The sequence below is a fragment of the Aquimarina sp. KJ22-3 genome, assembly GCF_055808215.1.
The window spans coordinates 1,889,711-1,912,628 of the sequence record NZ_CM147859.1 but is presented as its reverse complement, the minus strand read 5'-3'; the positions used below and the strand labels follow the sequence as shown (position 1 = coordinate 1,912,628).

General features: G+C 35.5%; 20 protein-coding genes. 17 read left to right on the top strand and 3 right to left on the bottom strand.

The window, feature by feature from the left end; all coding sequences use genetic code 11:
- Positions 1 to 11: 11 nt before the first annotated feature.
- The 8 genes from AC0L3Q_RS08510 to AC0L3Q_RS08475 all read left to right on the top strand — a co-directional run bounded on the left by AC0L3Q_RS08510 (position 12) and on the right by AC0L3Q_RS08475 (position 5,999).
- Positions 12 to 935: a carbon-nitrogen hydrolase family protein gene (locus AC0L3Q_RS08510; RefSeq protein WP_473286177.1), complete on the top strand. Its 924-nt coding sequence runs from the start codon at positions 12 to 14 to the stop codon at positions 933 to 935.
- 109 nt (positions 936 to 1,044) lie between these two features.
- Positions 1,045 to 1,203 carry a hypothetical protein gene (locus AC0L3Q_RS08505; protein ID WP_473286176.1) on the top strand — a complete coding sequence of 53 codons (159 nt, stop codon included), beginning with the start codon at positions 1,045 to 1,047 and terminating at the stop codon, positions 1,201 to 1,203.
- Between the two features lie 154 nt (positions 1,204 to 1,357).
- Entirely contained in the window at positions 1,358 to 2,239 is an 882-nt protein-coding gene (locus AC0L3Q_RS08500) for a DUF4350 domain-containing protein (protein ID WP_473286914.1), read from the top strand.
- A 239-nt stretch (positions 2,240 to 2,478) separates the two neighbouring features.
- Entirely contained in the window at positions 2,479 to 3,330 is an 852-nt protein-coding gene (locus tag AC0L3Q_RS08495; RefSeq protein WP_473286913.1) for a DUF6492 family protein, read from the top strand.
- 106 nt (positions 3,331 to 3,436) lie between these two features.
- Positions 3,437 to 4,276 (top strand): alpha/beta fold hydrolase, encoded by an 840-nt coding sequence (locus AC0L3Q_RS08490; RefSeq protein WP_473286175.1) that lies wholly within the window; start codon positions 3,437 to 3,439, stop codon positions 4,274 to 4,276.
- Positions 4,269 to 4,763 carry an RNA polymerase sigma factor gene (locus AC0L3Q_RS08485; RefSeq protein WP_473286174.1) on the top strand — a complete coding sequence of 165 codons (495 nt, stop codon included), beginning with the start codon at positions 4,269 to 4,271 and terminating at the stop codon, positions 4,761 to 4,763. The genes AC0L3Q_RS08490 and AC0L3Q_RS08485 overlap by 8 nt, the downstream gene beginning before the upstream one ends.
- A 24-nt stretch (positions 4,764 to 4,787) precedes the next feature.
- A complete protein-coding gene (locus AC0L3Q_RS08480) occupies positions 4,788 to 5,351 on the top strand; it encodes a hypothetical protein (protein ID WP_473286173.1) in 564 nt (187 codons plus the stop codon).
- Positions 5,352 to 5,423: 72 nt separating this feature from the next.
- Entirely contained in the window at positions 5,424 to 5,999 is a 576-nt protein-coding gene (locus tag AC0L3Q_RS08475; RefSeq protein ID WP_473286172.1) for a YdeI/OmpD-associated family protein, read from the top strand.
- Positions 6,000 to 6,006: 7 nt separating this feature from the next.
- Here AC0L3Q_RS08475 and AC0L3Q_RS08470 read toward each other — a convergent pair whose 3' ends face one another.
- Positions 6,007 to 6,735, bottom strand: coding sequence for a LytR/AlgR family response regulator transcription factor (locus AC0L3Q_RS08470; protein ID WP_473286171.1), 729 nt, complete (start codon positions 6,733 to 6,735; stop codon positions 6,007 to 6,009).
- 2 nt (positions 6,736 to 6,737) lie between these two features.
- Positions 6,738 to 7,808, bottom strand: coding sequence for a sensor histidine kinase (locus AC0L3Q_RS08465; RefSeq protein WP_473286170.1), 1,071 nt, complete (start codon positions 7,806 to 7,808; stop codon positions 6,738 to 6,740).
- Between the two features lie 184 nt (positions 7,809 to 7,992).
- Here AC0L3Q_RS08465 and AC0L3Q_RS08460 point away from each other — a divergent pair, with 184 nt between their 5' ends.
- The 9 genes from AC0L3Q_RS08460 to AC0L3Q_RS08420 all read left to right on the top strand — a co-directional run bounded on the left by AC0L3Q_RS08460 (position 7,993) and on the right by AC0L3Q_RS08420 (position 21,389).
- Positions 7,993 to 10,404: a TonB-dependent receptor domain-containing protein gene (locus tag AC0L3Q_RS08460; RefSeq protein WP_473286169.1), complete on the top strand. Its 2,412-nt coding sequence runs from the start codon at positions 7,993 to 7,995 to the stop codon at positions 10,402 to 10,404.
- Between the two features lie 180 nt (positions 10,405 to 10,584).
- Positions 10,585 to 13,893 carry an amidohydrolase family protein gene (locus AC0L3Q_RS08455; RefSeq protein WP_473286168.1) on the top strand — a complete coding sequence of 1,103 codons (3,309 nt, stop codon included), beginning with the start codon at positions 10,585 to 10,587 and terminating at the stop codon, positions 13,891 to 13,893.
- A 149-nt stretch (positions 13,894 to 14,042) separates the two neighbouring features.
- Positions 14,043 to 15,539, top strand: a complete 1,497-nt coding sequence (locus AC0L3Q_RS08450; RefSeq protein ID WP_473286167.1) for a S10 family peptidase — start codon at positions 14,043 to 14,045, stop codon at positions 15,537 to 15,539.
- Positions 15,540 to 15,553: 14 nt separating this feature from the next.
- The gene (locus tag AC0L3Q_RS08445; protein ID WP_473286166.1) at positions 15,554 to 16,015 is read left to right on the top strand and encodes a DUF3291 domain-containing protein; all 462 of its coding nucleotides are present in this window, start codon (positions 15,554 to 15,556) and stop codon (positions 16,013 to 16,015) included.
- The gene (locus AC0L3Q_RS08440) at positions 16,008 to 16,598 is read left to right on the top strand and encodes a hypothetical protein (protein ID WP_473286165.1); all 591 of its coding nucleotides are present in this window, start codon (positions 16,008 to 16,010) and stop codon (positions 16,596 to 16,598) included. The genes AC0L3Q_RS08445 and AC0L3Q_RS08440 overlap by 8 nt, the downstream gene beginning before the upstream one ends.
- A 15-nt stretch (positions 16,599 to 16,613) precedes the next feature.
- The gene (locus tag AC0L3Q_RS08435; protein WP_473286164.1) at positions 16,614 to 17,306 is read left to right on the top strand and encodes a DUF2490 domain-containing protein; all 693 of its coding nucleotides are present in this window, start codon (positions 16,614 to 16,616) and stop codon (positions 17,304 to 17,306) included.
- Positions 17,255 to 18,415, top strand: coding sequence for a pirin family protein (locus tag AC0L3Q_RS08430; protein ID WP_473286163.1), 1,161 nt, complete (start codon positions 17,255 to 17,257; stop codon positions 18,413 to 18,415). Before AC0L3Q_RS08435 ends, AC0L3Q_RS08430 begins: the two co-directional genes overlap by 52 nt.
- 118 nt (positions 18,416 to 18,533) lie before the next feature.
- Positions 18,534 to 20,612 carry a response regulator gene (locus tag AC0L3Q_RS08425; protein WP_473286162.1) on the top strand — a complete coding sequence of 693 codons (2,079 nt, stop codon included), beginning with the start codon at positions 18,534 to 18,536 and terminating at the stop codon, positions 20,610 to 20,612.
- A complete protein-coding gene (locus AC0L3Q_RS08420) occupies positions 20,613 to 21,389 on the top strand; it encodes a DUF1853 family protein (protein WP_473286161.1) in 777 nt (258 codons plus the stop codon). It begins immediately after the preceding gene.
- A 63-nt stretch (positions 21,390 to 21,452) separates the two neighbouring features.
- Here the strand turns inward: AC0L3Q_RS08420 and AC0L3Q_RS08415 are convergent, their stop codons facing one another.
- Positions 21,453 to 22,916, bottom strand: coding sequence for a magnesium chelatase (locus tag AC0L3Q_RS08415; RefSeq protein WP_473286160.1), 1,464 nt, complete (start codon positions 22,914 to 22,916; stop codon positions 21,453 to 21,455).
- Between the last annotated feature and the right edge of the window lie 2 nt (positions 22,917 to 22,918).

Below are 22,918 nucleotides of genomic sequence, written 5' to 3'. Positions count from 1 at the left end.
AACCCTAAGGTATGTCTATAAAAGTATGTTTGATTCAGGATCACCCAGAATTTTTTGACAAAGAAAAAACCATTGATAAGGTGGCTTCTTTGGTTTCTCAATATGCCAAAGAAGGTTGTAACTTGATTGTTTTCCCAGAATCTTTTATACCTGGATATCCCAGAGGGTTTTCTTTTGGAGCAAAGATAGGTAGCAGAACTTCAGAAGGCAGAGAACTATATGCTACATATTATAATAATAGTATTGATCTGGAAAGCGAGGATCTAAAACGCCTAGAAAAAATAGCTAAGTCCGAAAATGCATACCTGGTTATTGGCGTAACCGAAAAACAAGTCGTAAACGGAAGTTTGTATTGTTCTATGCTTTACATTTCTCCAACTGAAGGATTGTTAGGGGTACATAGAAAAATTAAACCTACTGGTACAGAACGCCTAATCTGGGCTGAAGCTGCTGGAGAATCCTTAGTGGCATTCGATACTAAAATCGGGAAATTAGGAGGATTGATCTGTTGGGAAAATTACATGCCACTAGCGCGTATGTCTATGTACCAACAAGGAGTAGAAATTTATATTGCTCCCACTGCAGATTCTAGAGAAGAATGGACCTCAACCATGAAACATATTGCTCTAGAGGGGAGATGTTTTGTTTTGGGTTGCAATCAATACTACACCAAATCTATGTATCCAGACACCTATCAAACTATGGTAAATAACGAACCTGAAGAAATGTGTCCAGGAGGTAGTATCATTGTTTCTCCATTAGGAAAAGTTATAGCGGGACCTCTTTTCGGTGAATCCGGAGCGTTAATTGCTGAATTGGATCTGAATGAAATCACAAAAAGTAAACTGGATTTTGATGTAATTGGTCATTATTCCAGAAATGACATCTTCCATTTTGAAGTAAAAAATCAGCCCGATATGAAGGCAGAAAATTAAATTCCTAATAAATCTTAATATCAGTTAACCTTAGGTTAATTAACACTTGAATTCAAAATACCTTATCTCATAATTAATACATTTAAGTATCAACTTAAATATATGTATCATGAAAAAGCAGAAGCTAAAAAAGCTAAAACTGGACAAGAATGTAATTTCTAAACTGGGTTCTTTACAACTAAAAGGAGGAACTGCTAGTGGTTTATGTACTTCTAGTATTGATCCTCATGAATGTCCTTTGGCTTGTGCCACTGGAGGAACTTGCTAGTCCTCAAAAGTGTGAATCACTTTATTTAACTCTTATGACCGTTGAAGCATTATGTTTTAACGGTTTTTTTGGTGATCTATCACAACATTTTTACAAAAAAATTTAAAAAATCATTAATTTGGTATTACCATGAGACCAATAGTTTTATTTTTTCATCTTCACGAATTTTTGTTTTTCCCAGCAAATAGCAGACGAAAGTTATGATCCTAAAATAGAAGATCCAGTCTACGAAAAAGGTAAAGGTCCTATAGTATACCTTGATGAAGCGCACCATAATTTCCATACTAAAGATGGGCGTTACAAAGGCTTTACAAAAGTATTAGAAAGTGATGGGTACGTTGTAAAATCTTATAAAAAAGCTTTTACCAAAGAAGAGTTAGCCAAAGGGAAAATCCTGGTAATTTCCAATGCACTTCACGAAAGTAATCGTAGAGCTTGGTACCTTCCCAATCCTTCCGCTTTTACTCAAGAAGAAATAGACGAGATAAAAGTATGGGTACATCAAGGAGGAAGTCTATTTTTAATTGCTGATCATATGCCAATGGCTGGCGCTGCACAAGATCTTGGATCCACTTTTGGTTTCGAGTTTACTAATGGCTTTGCGTTAGACACGGTTCAAAGAGGCCCTTCATTTTTTGATACAAAAGAAGGTTCGCTTATTGAGAATGCTATCACCAACGGAAGAAAACCAGAAGAAAAGGTACATCAAGTTACTACTTTTACCGGACAAGCATTCAAAATACCTACGGATGCTGAACCTATATTGGTTTTTGACGAACGATATGTAAATCTTCTACCCGACACGGCTTGGGCTTTCAAAAAAGAAACTCCTAGACACAACTTAAAGAACTGGTATCAAGGCGCCTATAAAAAACATGGCGCAGGAAGAGTAGTAGTTTTTGGTGAAGCAGCCATGTTCACTACGCAACTGGCAGGGCCAAACAAAATAAAAGTGGGTATGAATCATCCAGATGCCAAACAGAATTATCAGTTATTATTAAATATTATTCACTGGTTGGATCACAAATACAATTAATGCAAAGTATCAAAATACAACAAAACAAGTTGATGTATTGAGAGCTAAAATATTCTTAAATCTTAAATAGTTTAAGTACTAAATTGTACAGAAATTGAACAAAGAGCATTCCTACCCCATTTAATGAATACCAATTAATGATGAACTGCCTTTATGAATAAACCTATTAAATTCACCTTTGTTTTACCTACCAGACTTAGGGGAGGAAGAAAATATGATGACTACTTCAGAGTAAAAGAATTTCTTATCCCTTCACTGAAAAAAATTTAATTGATAAAGATCGTATTGAATTAATCATTATCATCCCAGAATATGAATTCATCTATTTTGACCCAGAAGACCTTGGGCTTTCAAATTTTAGATATAGAGTTTTTGGCGACAAAGAAGTCATAGGAAAACAACATCATATTGGTGGATGGTACAAACAACAATTGATTAAACTAGCAATTGCCGGTGTTGTTACTTCAGACTATTTTTTGACTTTGGATGCTGACGTTATTTTATGTAACCCTATTTCTTATAAAGATTTTTTTCAAGATGATAAACCCATAATTCAAAAAGAGTTGTATAGCTATCACATCCGATGGTGGCAAAGTACTGCAGCTCTATTACATTATGACATCAAATTTGATCCCAAAGCGTATTGTCCTGGTGTTACACCCGCGGTACTTTCTAAAGAATTGGTAATCAAAATGGTTTATCATCTTCGAAAGCATTTTAATGACTCAGATTGGATGGGTAGTTTATGTAGAAATCTGAAACATCCTTACGAAGCGTCCTGGACAGAATATTGTTTGTATTGGTTATTTATAATGCAAGAGCATAATTTGTCCTCTTTGTACTGCACAAACCCAGATCGAATTTTATTAGGTAAAAGTATTTGGTCTGATGGTGAATTCCATAATATGAAAGGAAGCATAGGCTCTCAACTGTTTGAGTACAAAAATCATATTTTTAGTATTGTACAAAGCAATCTGAATGATTTGAGTTTTGCAGAATTAAAAAAAGAGTTGACACCGTTTATTTTTGAAAAAGGTGTGAATCCTTATGAACCCAGAAAAACGAATACTTGTGCCGGTTTTATTCATTAATGGGATTATAAAATTTTAGCTATATCCAATTTTTTTTGTGTTTTTTCAAATCAGGTGTAACAATTCTTTTGGCATTGCATCAAAGGGAAAAACAAAACACAAAAACATGAAAACTTTAAAAATCGCTTTTCTACTAATTATCGCCACAAGTTTGGGATATAGTCAATCATCATCAATCAAAATTGAAGTTCTTGGCGAGGGGGATCCGATACTATTCCTTCCAGGTTTTATCACCCCAGGATCTGTTTGGAAAGAAACGGTAACACACTTAACTTTAGATAATGAAGCACACTTAGTATCCTATGCTGGTTTTAACGGTATAGCTCCAATAGAAATGCCTTGGTATGACACCATCAAGAAAGAATTGGTCACCTATATCAAAAATAAAAAAATGACAAATGTAACGATAATAGGACACAGTATGGGTGGCAATCTCGCTACAGATTTGGCGGCAGAACTACCGAATATCGTAACCAAATTGATCATTGTGGATGCTCTTGCTTGTATGCGCGAAGTCATGATGCCCGGTGTACCTGCCAGTAGTTTACAATATGATAGTCCTTACAATCAACAGGTATTGGCTATGGAAGAAGCTCAATTTAAGCAAACAGCTATGATGATGGCTCAAAACATGACGAGTACTAAAGACAAAGTACAAACCATCGTCGATTGGATCTTGGAGGCCGACCGCAAAACGTATGTTTATGGATATACAGATTTATTAAAATTGGATTTGAGAGAAGTATTGGATAAGGTAAACGCTAAAACTTTAATTCTCGGAGCTTCTTTTCCTTCTTTAGAAATGGCCAAAGATAATTATGAAAAACAATATGCAAATTTATCTGATAAGACCATTACCATGGTTTCAAACAGTAAACACTTTATTATGTTTGATCAACCCGAATGGTTTTATAATCAGGTAAACACTTTTCTAACTAATGAGTAAAAAGAACCAACAACTCTTTGAGACGGTATATCGGCAGTGCTACCCTATGGTATTGCAAATGTGCCTGGGTTTTGTAAAAGGTAATAGTGATTTGGCTAATGATTTATCTCAAGAAGTATTTATCAATATTTGGAATGCTCTAGATAAATTCGAAGGAAAATCCACTCCCAAAACCTGGGTGTATAGAATTACTGTGAATACCTGTTTACAATATCTTAGAAAAGAAAAGAATAAAACGAAACTTCCGATAGAAAAAGTAGAACAGGTATTGATTGATGAATCCAAAGAAATTGATCATCAACAAAATCAACACCTGTACCGTGCAATTGGACAACTAGAAGAACTAGATCGGCTTCTTATCATGATGGTACTCGAAGAACAAGATTATGATACTATTGCCGAAGTACTAGGAATTACTCCAACGAATGTTAGAGTAAAAATTCACAGAATTAAAAAAAGACTAAAAAAAATATTGGATCATGAGTGATAATTTTGAAGCACTACAAAATCAGTGGAAAAAAATAAAAAGCAAGTTGAACACGATTCTGATGCGATGAGCAAAATGTTAGCATCTATAAAAGCCAAAAGAAACTGGAGCAAACGATTTCATTACGGGAACATCGTTGTTCTCTCCCTTGTAGTCGTTCTAATTTCTTCCTTTTTCTACTTTGTCGCACCAGTACAAAAAATCTTAAGTCAGATTGGAGTGGCACTTATGGTCGGAGGTTTACTACTTAGAATAGGCATCGAGTTTTTTAGTGTTGAAAAACTAAAGCAAATACAATTTGACGATACTGTTTTGAAAAACACAACGGATACTCTGTCTTTTTATGCCTTCAGAAAGCAAATCCATGGCCCAATTACAATAGGCATTATCGCCTTATACACTATAGGTTTTTTCTTTATTACTTTAGAATTTACATTATATTTTTCTACAGTAGCAATGATCCTTATTTATGTATCCTATGTTATTGGAGCGATTGTCCCTGTATTTTTTGTTAGGAAAAACATCAAAAAAGAAATTAGAATTTTAAAAGAAATCTCCCAATTAAAAGACCACATTAGTATAGCATAAGCTACATATCCAAAGTACTACTAAAAAATAAAAAGCGTATCTTAAAATTCTTATTGAAATACTCCAAACAAAATGCAAGACAAACCCGAGTTATATTTCAAAAATGATGAAGAATGGCGTGGCTGGCTACACGAAAACCATAGGGAATATGGAGGTGTTTATCTCATCTTTTATAAGGTGGAAACCAAAATACCCAGTATGCGTTGGGAAGAAGCCGTGCGTGTAGCCCTTTGCTATGGATGGATCGATTCTACTGTTAAGAGGATTGATGACCAACGTAGACGGCAATATTTCTGCCCTAGAAAACCAAAAAGCGTTTGGAGTAAAGTAAATAAGATCCATATCAAAGAGCTTATCAAAAACAAACTTATGCACAAAAGCGGTTTGACTAGTATCCAAATCGCCAAAGAAAATGGATCTTGGACTGCTCTAGACGATGTCGAGAACGGAATTATACCTGAAGATCTACAAAAAGCCTTTACATTAAATCCTCAAGCCTATCAAAATTACCAACAATTCGCCAGAGGATATCAAAAAAGCTATTTATACTGGTTAAATCAAGCCAAAAGAGAAGAAACTCGAAATCAACGAATTATTGAAATTATCAACTTATGCGAAGCCAATCAAAAAAGTAGAGGTAATCGATAACGAAGTATCAAAACATCAATTTTTTGATATTATCCATATATCCTCTACTCACTCTAACCACCTCATCATTTTGCATAACTACATCGTAGCTTTTGGTGTATTTAATTAACTCTTTCACATTATGAATATTAATTATTGAGGAGCGGTGAACTCTAATAAATACTGATGGATCCAGTTTTTCTTCCAAAACAGAAATTCCGAAATTACTCAAATAAGTACCATTATTCGTAATCAATTTAGAATAATCCCCATACGCCTCAACACGAATAATCTCATCTACAGCTACAGTAATTAGTTTGTTTTGAGACTGTACCAAGATGCGTTCTGGATATTTGGGTTTATCCATCAATAAACTCTCTGCTAATGGCCTAATTTTATTTTCTTTGGTGTTATTCGATAATTTTTCTATCGCTGTTTTAAAACGTTCTTTGGTATATGGTTTCAACAGATAATCAATCGCATGCACTTCAAAAGCTTGCAAAGCATACTTATCGTAGGCGGTAGAAAAGATAATTTCAGGGATTTCTTCAATATGTGTCAGCACATCGAACCCCGTCATACCAGGCATCTGTACATCCATAAATACCAAATCCGGAACGAACTCATTAATCATTTTTACTGCGTCCACTCCATTATTAGCTTCTCCTAGTAACACGAGTTCGGGAAAATCAACCAAATACTCTTTGATCAACTTTCTTCCAGCTACTTCGTCATCAACAATAATTACTTTTTTCATTTTTAAATAGCAAAATTTATTTTAAGGCCCTTAGGCTCATTTTCTGAAATATGTAATGTGGTATTGTAAATTTTTTCTAGTCTCATTTTGGTATTCGTTAACCCAATACCTTTATCGAATACCTTTTCTTTATCCTTGATTCCAACACCCGTATCTGAAACCTCAAAATATAGTTTTTCTTCTTTTCTGAATATTTTTACTGATACTGTACCGCCTTCGATGAGAGATGCTAATCCATGTTTTACAGAGTTTTCTACCAAAGGCTGTAATAACATGGGAGGAATCATTTCATTCATTACATCTTCTGCAACATCAATTTCAATTTGTAAACGTTCTTCAAATCTTTCTTTTTCAAGTGCAAGATATTTTTTGACAAAATCGAGTTCGTCTCGAAGAGGAACTCGTTCTGATTGAGAAGCTTGTAGTTGATATCGAAACAAATCTGATAATTCTGCTATTAGATGTCGTGTCTTTTCGTTACCAGGAGGAACTGAAGCGCTTATTGTATTAAAAACATTGTATAAAAAGTGCGGATTTAATTGCGCTTTTAAAGCTGCCAATTCACTTTTTAATGCTGATGCTCTTAACTCTGCCTCAAGTTTTATTTTATTTTTATTATCTACATGATATTGATACGAATGAAAAATTCCAAACTGTAAAATATAAAACAAAGCAGGTATATATATATCCCATATTTTTGCTGGCCCCGTTAAATAGAAAAACCCAAATAGACTACTAAAAATGCTGTATAGCTGTTGCCAAACTAAAACAAAAAATGGCAATAACAAGACATGTAACAATAATTTCTTTTTCATTGGCCAAGCCTTTAATTCTCTAAACAAAAGCCACCAAATGGGAATAGTGATTATAATTTTTAACAGATACCCTAACCCGCTGTCGTCCATAAAAGTTATCGGATCAAACAATATATTCCCTTCATTATCGAATCTGCCACGATTCATCCATAAAGCGATATGATATGCTGAAGCAAAAAAACAATAGAATCCTATAAACGCCATCAATTCGCCGATTCGAACTCCTAAAAACTTTTTCTGTAAAAATGATTTTTCCATAACGATATTCAATACCTACAAAGCTAAACTTAAAAAACTTTTCTATCATTTATTTTTCGATGAGTGGTCCTATAGCCCGCCGAACTGGAATTTTCCGTTCAACCCCATATAGGACCACTTATCGGTTTTCACGTGCTTGATATCATCTTAAAATTCATATTTGCCTCATCAAATTTTAACAATCATGAAAACGAAAACAGTCAGGTTATTAGTAGTATTAGGGATAATTATAAACCATTATGCAATTGCACAGTATAACGTTACAGGTACTATTGCAAATGAACAATCCTCCCCTATCGAATCCGCTACCATTTCATTAATCAATTCTTCGAATAATCAATTTATTAAGGGAGTAATTACAAATACCGAAGGGATATTCAATATTCCTAATATCAACAATGGATCTTATATTGTAATCGTTTCGAATTTGGGGTATGCAGAATTTAGAACTGCACCCTTTACTATTGAGGACACGGATAAAAACTTAGGTATTATTCAACTTTTTCCCGAAGCCGAAAATCTAGAGGAAGTTACCATTACAGCAGAAAAACCTATTGTCGAAGTACTTCCAGACAAAACAATATTTAATGTTCAAAATACTTTGGGAGCCACTGGAATTTCAGGTTACGAATTGTTGCGTAAAGCTCCGGGAGTAATTATTGATAATAACGACAATCTCGTCGTAGAAGGTAAAACCGGAGTATTAATTTATATCGATGACAAACCATCTGTGCTAAGAGGGCAAGATTTGGTGAATTACCTAAAAACCATACAATCCAGCGATATTGAAGCCATCGAAATTATCACACAACCTTCATCAAAATATGATGCCGAAGGTAATGCAGGTATCATTAATATCAAGTTAAAAAGAGATAAAACTTTAGGTACGAATGGATCTGTGGGTAGCGGTTTCACCTATGGAGATTTTGCAAGATATGCGAGTTCTCTCTCATTTAATAACAGAAGTAAAAAATCTAATTTTTATGGGAGTTACAGCAATCGATTTGGAAAGAGTTTCAACTTTATCAACCTTTTCCGAACGCAAAACAATACCATTTTTGATGCCAGAACAGAGACTATTAACGATAACAATAGCAACAATATAAAACTAGGGTATGATTATTATGCCAATAGCAAATCCACTTTCGGGGTCATTATTTCTGGTAACTTCTCAAATAACATCTCTGATAGTGATTCGAGAACTCCAATCATTCTACAAGGGACTACAAACCCAGATCAAGTTTTGGTCGCTGGCAGTGATACGGATACCCAGACTCAAAACCTATATGCCAATATCAATTACAAGTTTAAAGATACTCTGGGGCATAGTCTGAATGTGGACTTAGACTATGGTGGATACAATAGTGATCGTACAAATTTGCAACCTAACCGTTATTTTAATGGAGATGAAACCGAATTGATTAGTGAAACCATCAATTTTATGGTCACCCCCATAGAAATCACACTTTTAACAGCAAAAGCCGATTACGAACAAAATTTTTGGAAAGGAAAACTTGGGTTAGGTGTAAAATATTCCAATATCAATACAGAAAACGAATTCGATTTTTTTGATCGTATAAACGGCAATGATGTTCTTAACTTAGACAGAACTAATGATTTCACCTATGACGAAAGGATAAGTGCGGCTTACGTGAATTACAAACGAAAATTCAAAAAAACATCACTTCAATTTGGACTTAGAGTAGAACATACTGATTCTGATGGACAGCTATTTAGTGCTCAACAAAATGCAGACGATCGTGTAAAACGTGATTACACAGATTTTTTTCCTAGTGGAGGGATCACCCATCAAGTAAACAGAAAAAACTCTTTGGCCCTATTGTATAGCAGAAGGATACAACGACCTAATTATCAGAACTTAAATCCTTTTGAGTATAAAATTGATGAATTATCATTTAGACAAGGAAATCCTTTTCTTCAACCTCAGTATACCGATAATATTAAACTTTCGCATACTTACAACTATCGATTAACCACTGCCATCAGTTATAGTTTTATCAAAGATTACTTTGCCCAGGTGACCGAGGCTCTTGGTGATGATCAAAATTTTATCATTACCCGTAATGTAGCTAATCAAAAAATTATCAACCTTAGTATTTCATATCCTACAAAAATTACAAACTGGTGGAGCGTATATTACAGCATAAATGCCTATAGAAGTATTTTTGAAGCTACCGATGAGGATTTTCTTTCTGTATCCCAAAATACACTAAGTCTTTATGGCCAGAACACCTTTTCCCTACCTAAAGAATTCAAGATGGAAATCTCTGGTTGGTACAGCTCTCCTTCGATCTGGGGAGGAACGTATCAAACACAAAGTCTGGGATCATTAAACCTTGCTTTACAAAAGAAATTTCTTAATAATAAACTTACCGCTCGTCTAGCATTTAATGACATTTTATTTACCACTCCATGGGAAGGTGACACACAATTTGGCGACTTAAGAATAGATGGTAGCGGAGGAAGTGATAGCAGACAAGTACAATTTAACTTGACCTACAACTTTGGAAGAAAAGAAATTAAAGCTTCCAGAAAACGAAAAACAGGTCTCGAAGACGAAAAGAAAAGAATTTAGAATTAGCCATAATCTTACTCACCGGAATTTATGACAAATGCATGAATTCCGGTTTTTTTATTGTCATATGCTCCTACGTTATGGAACGCTTTTGATTCCTCTACCTCTAACCGATTAACAACTCTTTAAGATATTTTTTGGTATAAATCCTTATTTTCGGATCACTATAAACTACACATCATGCATAAACATATTATTACTGCTCTGACCTTAGGAGTATTTGTAATTTTTAACGCACACGCTCAAAAGAAGAAAAAAGACAAAAAGGAAGAAGAAAAATGGGAGGTTACCAATCCGAAAGGAGAGTTTAACTACAAAGATCATTCGTTTACTACTACTGAAGGAACCTGGATGAACCTAGATATAAGTCCCGACGGTAAAACAATAGTTTTTGATATGCTGGGAGACATCTATAGTCTTCCGATTTCTGGAGGTAAGGCCAAAGCATTACGAACCGGAATCCCCTTTGAAATCCAACCTCGTTTTAGTCCAGATGGAACTAAAATATCATTTACCAGTGATGATGGTGGTGGTGACAACGTTTGGATAATGAATACCGATGGAAGCAACGCCAAACAAATTACCAAAGAAAGTTTCAGGCTATTAAACAATGCTGTTTGGATGCCCGATGGAAACTATTTGGTAGCAAGAAAGCACTTTACTTCTCAACGGTCTTTGGGAGCTGGAGAAATGTGGCAATATCATGTCACCGGAGGTTCTGGATTGCAATTGACCAAAAGAAAGAACGATCAACAAGATGTAAACGAACCTAATATTTCTCCCGATGGAAAATATATGTACTACAGTGAAGACATCTACCCAGGTGGTTCTTTTCAGTACAATAAAGATCCGAATAAGCAGATTTACGTTATAAAGCGCTATGAATTCGAAACGGGAAAAACGACAACGGTTACTGGTGGACCTGGTGGCGCTGCCCGTCCTCAAGTATCCAGAGATGGAAAATTATTGGCATTTATTAAAAGAGTTCGTACCAAATCTGTTCTTTTTATTCATGATCTCGAAACTGGTCAAGAGTGGCCTATTTATGATCAATTAAATAAAGATCAACAGGAAGCTTGGGCTATTTTTGGAGTGTATCCCAACTTTAGTTGGCTTCCAAATAATAAGGAGCTCGCCTTTTGGTCTGGAGGAAAAATCAATACGATTAATATAGATACCCAACAGGTCACTAATATTCCTTTTACTGTAGATGCTACTATTAAGATTGCAGAGACTTTACATTTTAACTCACCTGTAGCTCCAGAAGAGTTTACTGCCAAAGTGATTAGAAATGCAGTAACTGCACCAGATGGAAAAACAATTGTTTTTAGTGCCTTAGGCCAATTATGGAAAAAAAGTTTACCAAACGGAAAACCTCAACGTCTTACATCACAATCTACACACTTCGAATTCGAACCCAATTTTTCTCCAGACGGACAAAGTATTGTTTATGTAACATGGAATGATGAAGAACTAGGGTCTGTAAATAAAATTTCGATTTCTGGAGGATCGTCTACAAAGCTTACCGTAGAAAAAGGAATCTACCGTACGCCAACATATAACAATACTGGAACCGTAATCGCTTTCAGAAAAGAAAATGGAAATAGTGATCAAGGACTTAGTTTTGCCAAAAACACTGGAATCTATACCATGTCCTCTACTGGTGCTAATCAAAAATTAGTGATCAACGAAGGAGAATACCCATTGTTCTCAAAAGATAACCAACGTATTTTCTATCAAACAGGTGGTACTTATTTTGGTAGTTTGACTAAAAAGCTAGCTTCAGTTAATCTAAATGGAAAAGACAAGAAGACACACCTTAAGTCAAAATATGCAAACCGATTGGTGCCAAGTCCAGACAATAAATGGATTGCTTTTACCAACTTGCACAAAGCTTTTATAGCTCCTTTGGTTCTAAACGGAAAAGAGATTGACCTCGATAACAAAACCAAATCGGTTCCTGTAACTCAAATATCCAAAGATGCAGGTATTAATCTTCATTGGTCACGGGACAGTAAAAAAATATTCTGGACTTTAGGGGGTGAATACTTTGCAAATGATGTAAAAGACAAATTTACTTTTTTACCAGGATCACCAGAAAAAGTAGGAGAAATTACATCAAAAGGTATTGAAATTGGCTTAAATGTAAAAACAGATGTTCCTACTGGTAAAATTGCATTTAAAAATGCCCGAATTATCACTATGGAGGGCAACGAAGTTATCGAAAATGGAACGATACTTATTAATGGTAATCAAATAGAAAAATTAGGGAATGCTTCTGAAGTAACCATACCTGCAGATTACAAAACTTATGATGTTTCTGGTAAGACGATTATGCCAGGAATCGTAGATGCTCATGCACATATTGGTGGTTTCCGATACGGACTTACTACCCAAAAACATTGGCAACTGTATGCTAACCTTGCTTTTGGAGTAACAACGGTACACGATCCTTCTGCTAACACGGAGTCAATTTTCACCATGTCAGAAATGATCAAGGGCGGAAATATGGTAGGACCTCGTCTCTACTCTACCGGGATTATTTTATATGGAGCAGATGGAGATTTCAAAGCGGTAGTCAACAATCTGGAAGATGCCAGATCTGCTATACGAAGAACTAAGGCATTTGGAGCGAAATCGGTAAAAAGTTACAACCAACCGAGACGAGATCAAAGACAACAAGTAATACAAGCAGCGCGAGAATTGCAAATTAATGTTGTGCCCGAAGGGGGATCGACCTTTTATCACAATATGTCTATGATTATGGATGGTCATACCGGTATCGAACACAATATTCCTGTAGCACCTGTTTACAAAGATGTTAACGAATTATGGAAGACCAGCAAAACCGGATACACTCCTACTCTTATTGTAAATTATGGAGGTATGAACGGAGAGTATTACTTCTATCAAAAAGATAATGTTTGGGAGAATGAAAAGTTACTGAAATATACTCCTAGATCTATTGTAGATGCAAGATCAAGACATAGAACCATGGTACCAGATGAAGAATATGAAAACGGTCATATTTTGGTTTCTAAAACCTGTAAGGCATTGACAGATCTGGGTGTAAAAGTAAATCTGGGAGCACACGGTCAATTACAAGGATTGGGGGCACATTGGGAATTATGGATGTTTGAACAAGGAGGTATGACCAACCTTGAAGCCTTACAGGCAGCAACCATCAACGGCGCTCAATATATTGGCGCCGGAAATGAAATTGGATCCCTTAAAGCAGGAAAACTTGCCGATCTTATCGTTTTGGATAAAAATCCTTTAGATGATATCCGAAATACTGAAAGTGTAAAGTTTGTAATGGTAAACGGTAGATTGTATGATACAGATACCATGAATGAAATTGGAAATACCACCAAAGAACGCAGTAAATTCTGGTGGGAAAACAACAAATATAATCAAGCTTTTGAATGGCATCAGGAATCTCAAAGCTTTATGCGAGCCGGATGCGGATGTCATATCGGACATAATTAATACCAAAGACCCTAAAGATGCTCAATCTCTAGGGTCTTTTGATATAAACTCAACTCAAAAAAACTATGAAAAGACTAGTATACCTAATCTTATTTTCCACACCATTTTTTGGCCGTGTACAGATAAAAATTAAACCTTACATTTAAAGAATGAAACACCAACGATCAATTCTTACTCATCTGCTTCTACTTTTAGTGGTAACCTTAAATGCACAACATGTAAAAGTTCCAATAGATACCACCATAGTCTCCAATCACAGTACAACAATCAAAGGGAAAACAATTCCGTACAAAACTACTGTAGGTTTTCAGCCTGTTTGGGATGAAAACGGAATGCCCATAGCTTCCTTGTGTTACACCTATTACAAACGATCTGATATCAAAATTGATCAAAATCGTCCGCTGCTAATTTCATTTAACGGAGGTCCAGGTTCTGCTTCGGTTTGGATGCACATTGCTTATACAGGTCCAAGAATACTAAAAATAGATAATGAAGGGTTTCCTGTACAACCTTATGGTATAAAAGCAAATCCAAATTCGGTTCTGGATGTCGCCGACATTGTTTTTATTAACCCAGTAAATACTGGTTATTCGCGAATGATCCCAGGAAAAGATGGTAAAATGCCTGATAAAAAATTGTTTTTTGGAGTTAATGCAGATGTAAAATACCTGGCGGACTGGATCAATACTTTTGTATCCCGTACCAATCGTTGGAGATCCCCTAAATATCTTATTGGTGAAAGTTATGGAACTACCAGAGTATCGGGATTGGCATTAGAATTGCAAAATCGTCAATGGATGTATTTGAACGGCGTGATTCTGGTATCTCCTACTCAGATAGGATTTAAATTTGATGGCCCAGTAGAGGTAGCAAATCGTTTACCTTATTATGCAGCAGCAGCATGGTATCATAAGATGTTACCACCTGAGTTGCAAAGTAAAGATTTGCTAGAAGTGCTCCCCGAAGTCGAAAATTATACAATCAATGAGTTGTTACCTGCTATTGTACGAAGCGGGTATTTGGATGCGAGTAAAAAAGAAGAAGTTATTTCCAAAATGGCATATTATTCAGGTTTATCCAAAAAGACCATTCGCCAGCATAATCTAGAAGTCCCCAAAAGTTATTTCTGGAAAGATTTACTAAGAGATAAAGATGGTTATACCATTGGAAGATTAGATTCCAGGTATAAAGGAATGGATATCAAAGAGGCCGGAGAAAGACCTGATTATAATAGCGAACTCACGGCTTGGTTACACGCTTTTACGCCAGCAATAAATTATTATTACAGCCAAGAATTAGGTTTCAAAACGGACTTAAAATACAATATGTTTGGTCCTGTAAGACCTTGGGATAGAACGGAAGATAGCACTGGAGAAAACCTGAGAAAAGCAATGGCTATGAATGCTAATTTATATACGATGATCCAATCTGGATATTATGATGGTGCTACCACTTATTTTAATGCCAAATATGTAATGTGGCAATTAAACAGTAATGGTAAATTAACCGATCGTCTCAGTTTTAAAGGATATCGAAGTGGACATATGATGTATCTTCGTAATGAAGATCTAATACGAGCCAATGAAGATATACGAGCATTTATTACCAAATCTTCAGCAAATATCAATAAAGGTTCTAAGTATTAAAAAATTACAATATCATGCATTTAGCTCAAGTAAATATTGCCGAAATGATTGCTCCTATTAATGATCCGGTAATGGCAGACTTCGTCAACAATCTAGATAGAATTAATGCTCTGGCAGAATCTAGCGAAGGTTTTGTTTGGCGACTAAAAGGTGATGAAAACAATGCCACCGCCATACGAGTTTTTGACTACGACTTTTTAATTATTAACATGTCTGTATGGGAAGATATCGATACCTTATTCGATTTTACGTATAAAACTGCTCATGTAGAGATTTTAAAGCGAAAAAAAGAATGGTTTCATAATATGAAACAAATGCATATGGCGTTTTGGTATGTAGAAGAAGGACACCATCCCACTCCTGAAGAAGCCAAAGAAAAATTGCAATATATCAGAGAGCATGGTGAAACACCTGTGGCCTTTACTTTCAAAAGCAGATTTACTCCGGAGGACTACAAAACGTATCAACATGGCTAAGCTCATTCGATTGTACACCCCTCTGTTGACCTTTGCTCTATTTGGCATGACGTTTACAAGTTATTCTCAAATAAAATTTGAAAAAGAGTATCGAATCAAGGAAGACCAAGTCCCGAAGCAAGCAGTGATGTTTATCAAAAAAGCCTTTGATAACGTCAAGATCAAATGGTATAAAGAAGAAAGCCATGAAGGGAAAACAATAGAAGCAAAAACTGTAGTGGATGGGATAAAGCACAGTATTGAGTTTGATACATTGGGCACCCCTTTGGATGTAGAGAGAACGGTTAAATTATCTTCATTATCCTCTACACTTCAAGAACATATCAAAACTACACTCGAGCAACAATTTGTAAAATATAAGATCATCAAGATTCAAACACAATGGAAAACTATTGATGAAACTCTTATACAACTGATCAAAGAAGAAAAAACAACACATCCTTATGTTCAAAATTATGAGATTGTGCTAAAAGGAATGGTAGATCGTTCATATCAGCGATTTGAAGTTTTGCTTAATCAAAAAGCTGAATTATTAAAAATATTGACTATTCAGCAAAGAAATACAGATAATCTGGACTTTTAAAAACTTGAACTGGTGATGAAGTTGTTGATCTGCATACTTTTTTCTTTCCTTTTTATCTCATATTCCTGGTCTCAGTCTAGCTTTTCTTCTGGGTTATTACCCAGAATACGAGTATCCACCAAAATCGGGGATAACTTAAAATTGGTCAACGGAATAGAGTCCAGACAACTACTCATAGACAATACTAGAGAAGAATCTTTTGATTACGAATATGTGCTTACGGATCTTTCTTCCTTACTCTCTTATAAATTGGGTTCAAGTAGCAAGATCAACGCTGGATATCTCATTCGTTTTGAGGATAATGAAGTATTCCATCGAACGATACAACAATTGAGTTGGGTACAATATGCAGATCCAATTAGATTCGGACATCGTTTTGTTACTGATCAAACCTTCGGAAACAAACAATCTCCTAAATTTAGGGCACGATACCGACTTACTCTTGAAAAACCACTCTCAGGAAATAAAATTGATCCTACCGAATGGTATCTCAAATTAGGAAATGAATACCTTGGAGAATGGCAAAACGGTGAATTTAATCTGGAAATTCGTTTGCTCCCATTTCTAGGATATGAAGTGAGTAACACCAATAAGATTGAGTTTGGATTGGATTATCGAATTAGTAATTTAATCGATTCTGCTACAGAAAATGATCTTTGGATAACGGTGAACTGGTATTACACTCTTCAGTTCAAACCAAAGAATTGAAGTTAAAAATCAAAGGATTACTATTCTCATTCTTTTATCTTAACCCAACTTTAATACATCATTTCGGATTAATTAAATACATTAGAAAAAAATTAGAGATGCCAGCAATCAAAAAAATCAAACCTCTAGGGTTTCCTTGGGAAACCAGTGATCCTTTTTTATTTTGTGCTTACCACGAGGATCAATATCCCAAAGGAAATGGAAAACTTGGCCCAGCAGATTCTCTCGAAGGCCGTAATCTTGGTCAAGATTTCACGGTAAAGAATGGCTGGCGTATGTATCATGGAACAAAAGTCCCTGGTTTTCCAGCGCATCCTCATAGAGGTTTTGAAACCGTTACTATTGTACAAAAAGGACTGGTAGATCACGCGGATTCGTTGGGTGCTGCTGGGAGATTTGGTAATGGTGATGTGCAGTGGATGACTGCAGGCCGTGGTGTGCAACATTCTGAGATGTTTCCTTTGCTAGAAACCGAAAAAGAGAACCCCTTTTTATTGTTTCAGATTTGGTTAAATCTACCCAGAGAGAAAAAAATGGTCGATCCACATTTCAAAATGCTATGGAATGAGGAAATTCCTAAAATCACTATCAAAGATGATCAAGGTTTTTCTACTGAAATTGTTTTGGTAGCCGGAACCATCAACAACATAAAAGCTCCAGATCCAGCACCAAACTCATGGGCTGCTCGTGCAGACAATGATTTGGTAATTGCCACTTTGAAAATTGATCCACATGCTACGTTTTCGCTACCTAAAACTTCATCTGGGACAAACAGATCCTTGTATTTCTTTAAGGGAAATGAAATAACTTCAGAAGGGTTTACAATTCCCGTAAATCATGAAATCATTTTGGAAGGAAGTGAAGAGTTAATCCTCAAAAACGGTGACGAAGAGGCACATCTTCTATGGCTTCAGGGAAAACCCATTAATGAACCCGTGGCCAAACATGGCCCATTTGTTATGAACAGTCAACTAGAAATACGAGAGGCTATCCATGAGTATCAACAAACTGAATTTGGAGGATGGCCCTGGCCAACTTATGATCATGTCCATGATCCGACAAAGGGTAGGTTTGCGCGCTTTCCTGATGGAACAGAGGTTACCAAGTAATTTTGGTGAACCAAAACGCTTGCTTTTGAGTATTTTACTATTACATTTTTAAAAGTGTTAACATTATACTATCTTTATTTTAGGGCTCAAAAAGTAAAGGAAGTATTAGTATAGCATTATGTCAAAAAAACCACTAACCACTCTTTTAGCATTTTCTATATTTTTCGGGCTCATTTCATGTTCTAAATCCACGTCTGTACTTACTCCGGAAGAAGAACAATGGTTACAAGAAAAAGAAAATATTTCAGTTGCTTTATTTCCGTATTATGCTCCTTATCAATACATCAAGGACACCAATAAAATAGATGGTATCCTCATTGACTATTTACAGCTTATAGAAGAAAAGATTGATTATAAGTTCGAGCGCAGAATATACTATAACTGGGAACAAGTAATACGGGATGCCAAAAATGACAATTTGGATATCATTCTTGAAATTCAAAAAACTCCAGATAGAGACCCCTATCTTAATTTTTATTCACAACTATTCAAATCTCAACATGTTATTGTTACCAGAAAGGATAATGATCTCGGTTCAAAAATTAAGAATTATTACAATAAAACAGTCGTTGTGCCCAAAGATTTTGCAATCGATGACATCCTTAGGGCGAATGAAAAAAAATTAACACTAAGTAATGAGATCGATGATCTTACCTGTCTAAAGCAAGTTAGCAATGGAGTTTATGATGCCTATATCGGTCCTATTGCTGTTGCCAACTATCTAATCAGCACAAAAAATCTGGATAACCTAAAAATTGCCGGAGAAACAAAATACAGTTATGTACCTGGAATTGCAGTACAAAAAAATAATGCTATCCTAAATCGGATAATTGCAAAAGCCGAAAATAGCATTTCTGATACCGAGAAAGAGGTGATTTATGACAATTGGCTATACCGAGAAATTGTACCCTTTTACAAAAGAGCGGATTTTTGGATTTGGCTTTCGGCAATTGTGGTAGTTATCCTTCTAGGAATATTGTTGATCAACAAGTATTTAAAACATATCATCAGACAAAGAACCAAAGAACTAAGAGCTGCCAAGGAACTAGCAGAAGAGAGTAATAAACTTAAAACTGCCTTTATACATAATATATCTCACGAGGTTCGCACGCCGATGAATGGGATAATGGGATTCTCGGAGTTATTAAATGATCCCGAAACCACAGCAACGGAACAAAAGGAATACTCAAAAATCATTATAGAAAGCAGTAATCAATTGATTAATATTATAGATGATATCATCGAGATATCTCGATTAGAAACCAACCAGATAGAATTACATCTGGAAGAAATCAATTTCAACAGATTACTAGATACTCTGTTTTCCCAATTTCAGAGTAAAGCGGTGAGCAAAAACATCGCAATTCATCTCAATAATAAGTTAACTGAAGAAGAAGGCAATATCCTAATGGATCGATCCAAAATCAATAAAATACTATATAATTTGATCGACAATGCCATCAAATTCACTAAAAGAGGGATTGTGGAAATTTCTACTGAAATAAACAAAGATACCTTACAAGTATCGATTCGAGATACTGGGATAGGTATTAAATCAAAAGATCAGGAAATCATTTTCAGGAACTTCTCTCAATCCGAAAAAAATGTAACAAAAAGCTATGATGGACTAGGACTAGGGCTTTCTATAGCACAAAAAAATGCGGAGCTTATCAAAGGAATAATTACCTTTACTTCTATTCCTAATAAAGGTTCTACTTTTATGCTAAAAGTTCCTTACCATCCTGTAATGGACCCCAACAAAATGCAAGATATCGATACCCCAAACTCTGAAGAAAAACCGATCAAACAAGTAATTCTTATTGTAGAAGATGGTGATGTTAATTACCTTTTCCTGAAAACGGTTCTAATGAAAATGAAAGATTACAAATTTGTGATTCATAGAGCGGAAAATGGTAAGGAAGCGGTAGAAATATGCCAAAAGAACGAACATATTGACTTGGTTTTAATGGATATAAGAATGCCTGTTATGGATGGATATACTGCGACTCGAAAAATCAAAAAACTAAGACCTAAATTGCCTATTGTTGCGCAAACGGCGTATTCTACAGAAGAAGATATACAAAAGGCCTTGGACGCCGGATGCGATGATTTTGTTTCAAAACCCGTGGATAGAAAAATACTAAAACCCATTATAGGTAAGTATTTCTCGGTTTTTACCAGATCAAAATATTCATAAATGCCTTTGAAAGAACAGTATCTCAGTTTTTTAAAAACTCCTGTTCTATGGAATAATAATGGTGTTTTTGATATTCATTCGTTCCACTTAGACCACAACGAATTGGAAATGTCCATACCTGAACCTTCTGAAATTACTTTTTCTGAAAATGAAGTATTGGGCAAACGAATCGAACACTTTTTTGATTACTATATCAAAACTTCTGAGAGATACCTACTTCTTCTCAAAAATCTGCAAATTTTTAGTGATCAGATCACGATTGGCGAATTGGATTTTATTGTTCAGGATCTAGTTAAAAATAAAGTGATCCATATAGAACTCGTATTTAAGTTTTATGTATATGATCCCACATTTAATGATGAGATGGATAGATGGATTGGGCCTAATCGTAAAGATACTTTTCGGCAAAAAATGGACAAACTGAGGCAAAAGCAACTCCCACTACTTTTTAAAAAGGAAACCGGAGCTGCATTAAAGGAATTAAAGCTCGATACTCAGGACATCGATCAAGCTGTATGCTTTATGGCTCATCTCTTTGTTCCTAAATCCATGATTGGAACATCTACTACCTCATTCAATACTAACTGTATTGTTGGATACTGGATACGAGGAGAAGCGTTTTTGGAGGCAGCATATGGTAAGCATCTCTTTTATATAGCACAAAAAAAGAATGGATGGTTGATCCCAAATACCATTCAGAGTGGTACTCATTTACAACAGCTCAAAAGTATGTCTCAGAGGTATTGTTACAAAAAAGATCTCCACTACTCTGGATGAAAAGTGGAGATCATGAATTTGAACGTTTTTTTGTGGTTTGGTGGTAAGAAATGCTTTATTCGCCTACAAACCACTTATATAACTTCCGTAAAGGTCTTTGAATCCAAAACCTTCAGAAAGTCTATACTTGCTTAGTTTTTTGAATTCTACTAACCCCCAGAGTAAAAACTCTTTCATGAAATAAGTGTCTTTTTTATCCAGATCCTCCTGATGTTCTTTGATCAATTGATTAAGTGGTTCGATAGAATCTAACTTCTCCATATATTCTTTTTCAGGAATATCATCTAGTAGTTCAAACCCGCTCTCTTCAAAAAACCAATTCACCAGATCTTGATAAGGACTTTTGTAATCTTCTCTTTCTAATTTTTCCACTTTAGGAAAGTAATCCGGGAACAATGTTTTTATGGCATCTGTAATTAACGTTAAAGCCACAGAAGCAGATCCTTCCTGTTCTCCTTCGTACACCAACTCCACTTTACCAGTAATTGCTGGGATTACACCTGTAAAATCACTAAGTCGTAACAAAGTATTGGTATCTCCTGTACGCAGTGCTCTATATTCTGCTGTACTCAATAAATTCTCGAATGCTGTGATACTCATTCTGGCACTTACCCCACTTTTATGGTCTATGAATTCACTTCGACGAGCCTCAAAACTAATTTGTTCCAACAGGTCTTTTGCAATTTCTGGCACATAGACCAAATCGCTCTGTCGATCATCCATATCGGCTTCTTGTTGGGTAATCGTTTTTGCGATCTCGATAGTTTCTGGATAATGCGTCAGAATTTGAGATCCAATACGATCTTTAAGTGGAGTTACAATACTCCCACGATTCGTATAATCCTCTGGATTTGCGGTAAATACAAACTGTATATCCAAAGGTAATCTCAGTTTAAAACCTCTAATTTGTATATCACCTTCTTGTAGAATATTAAACAAGGCTACCTGTATTCTAGCCTGTAAATCAGGCAATTCATTAATCACAAAAATACTTCTATTTGCTCTTGGGATCATCCCAAAATGAATCACACGATCATCGGCATAGCTCAATTTAAGATTTGCAGCCTTTATTGGGTCTACATCCCCAATTATATCTGCTACACTCACATCTGGTGTCGCTAGTTTTTCTGCAAAACGTTCGGATCGATGTACCCAGGCTATTGGGGTATCATCTCCTTTTTCTTCTACCAAAGTTGTGGCATATCTTGATATAGGCTGGAAAGGATCATCATTAATCTCTGAACCCTCTACGATAGGCATCCACTCGTCCAGTAGGTTAATCATTTGTCGCGCCAACCGTGTTTTGGCCTGTCCTCTAAGGCCCAGCAAATTAATATTATGTCTGGAAAGAATTGCGCGTTCTAATTCGGGGATAACGGTATTCTCGTATCCGTGAATTCCGGTAAAGGTTTCTTCTTTATTCGTGATTTTTTGTCTTAAGTTATCCCTTAGTTCATCTTTTATAGATTTACTGTTGTATCCTGATTTTTTTAGTTCTCCTAATGTCTTTATATTTTCTATTTTCATAT

Coding starts and splice junctions, on each gene's coding strand:
- AC0L3Q_RS08510 (WP_473286177.1), top strand. CDS start 12: ATGTCTATAAAAGTATGTTTGATTCAGGATCACCCAGAATTTTTTGAC.
- AC0L3Q_RS08505 (WP_473286176.1), top strand. CDS start 1,045: ATGAAAAAGCAGAAGCTAAAAAAGCTAAAACTGGACAAGAATGTAATT.
- AC0L3Q_RS08490 (WP_473286175.1), top strand. CDS start 3,437: ATGAAAACTTTAAAAATCGCTTTTCTACTAATTATCGCCACAAGTTTG.
- AC0L3Q_RS08485 (WP_473286174.1), top strand. CDS start 4,269: ATGAGTAAAAAGAACCAACAACTCTTTGAGACGGTATATCGGCAGTGC.
- AC0L3Q_RS08475 (WP_473286172.1), top strand. CDS start 5,424: ATGCAAGACAAACCCGAGTTATATTTCAAAAATGATGAAGAATGGCGT.
- AC0L3Q_RS08470 (WP_473286171.1), bottom strand. CDS start 6,735: ATGAAAAAAGTAATTATTGTTGATGACGAAGTAGCTGGAAGAAAGTTG.
- AC0L3Q_RS08465 (WP_473286170.1), bottom strand. CDS start 7,808: ATGGAAAAATCATTTTTACAGAAAAAGTTTTTAGGAGTTCGAATCGGC.
- AC0L3Q_RS08460 (WP_473286169.1), top strand. CDS start 7,993: ATGAAAACGAAAACAGTCAGGTTATTAGTAGTATTAGGGATAATTATA.
- AC0L3Q_RS08455 (WP_473286168.1), top strand. CDS start 10,585: ATGCATAAACATATTATTACTGCTCTGACCTTAGGAGTATTTGTAATT.
- AC0L3Q_RS08450 (WP_473286167.1), top strand. CDS start 14,043: ATGAAACACCAACGATCAATTCTTACTCATCTGCTTCTACTTTTAGTG.
- AC0L3Q_RS08445 (WP_473286166.1), top strand. CDS start 15,554: ATGCATTTAGCTCAAGTAAATATTGCCGAAATGATTGCTCCTATTAAT.
- AC0L3Q_RS08440 (WP_473286165.1), top strand. CDS start 16,008: ATGGCTAAGCTCATTCGATTGTACACCCCTCTGTTGACCTTTGCTCTA.
- AC0L3Q_RS08435 (WP_473286164.1), top strand. CDS start 16,614: ATGAAGTTGTTGATCTGCATACTTTTTTCTTTCCTTTTTATCTCATAT.
- AC0L3Q_RS08425 (WP_473286162.1), top strand. CDS start 18,534: ATGTCAAAAAAACCACTAACCACTCTTTTAGCATTTTCTATATTTTTC.
- AC0L3Q_RS08420 (WP_473286161.1), top strand. CDS start 20,613: ATGCCTTTGAAAGAACAGTATCTCAGTTTTTTAAAAACTCCTGTTCTA.
- AC0L3Q_RS08415 (WP_473286160.1), bottom strand. CDS start 22,916: ATGAAAATAGAAAATATAAAGACATTAGGAGAACTAAAAAAATCAGGA.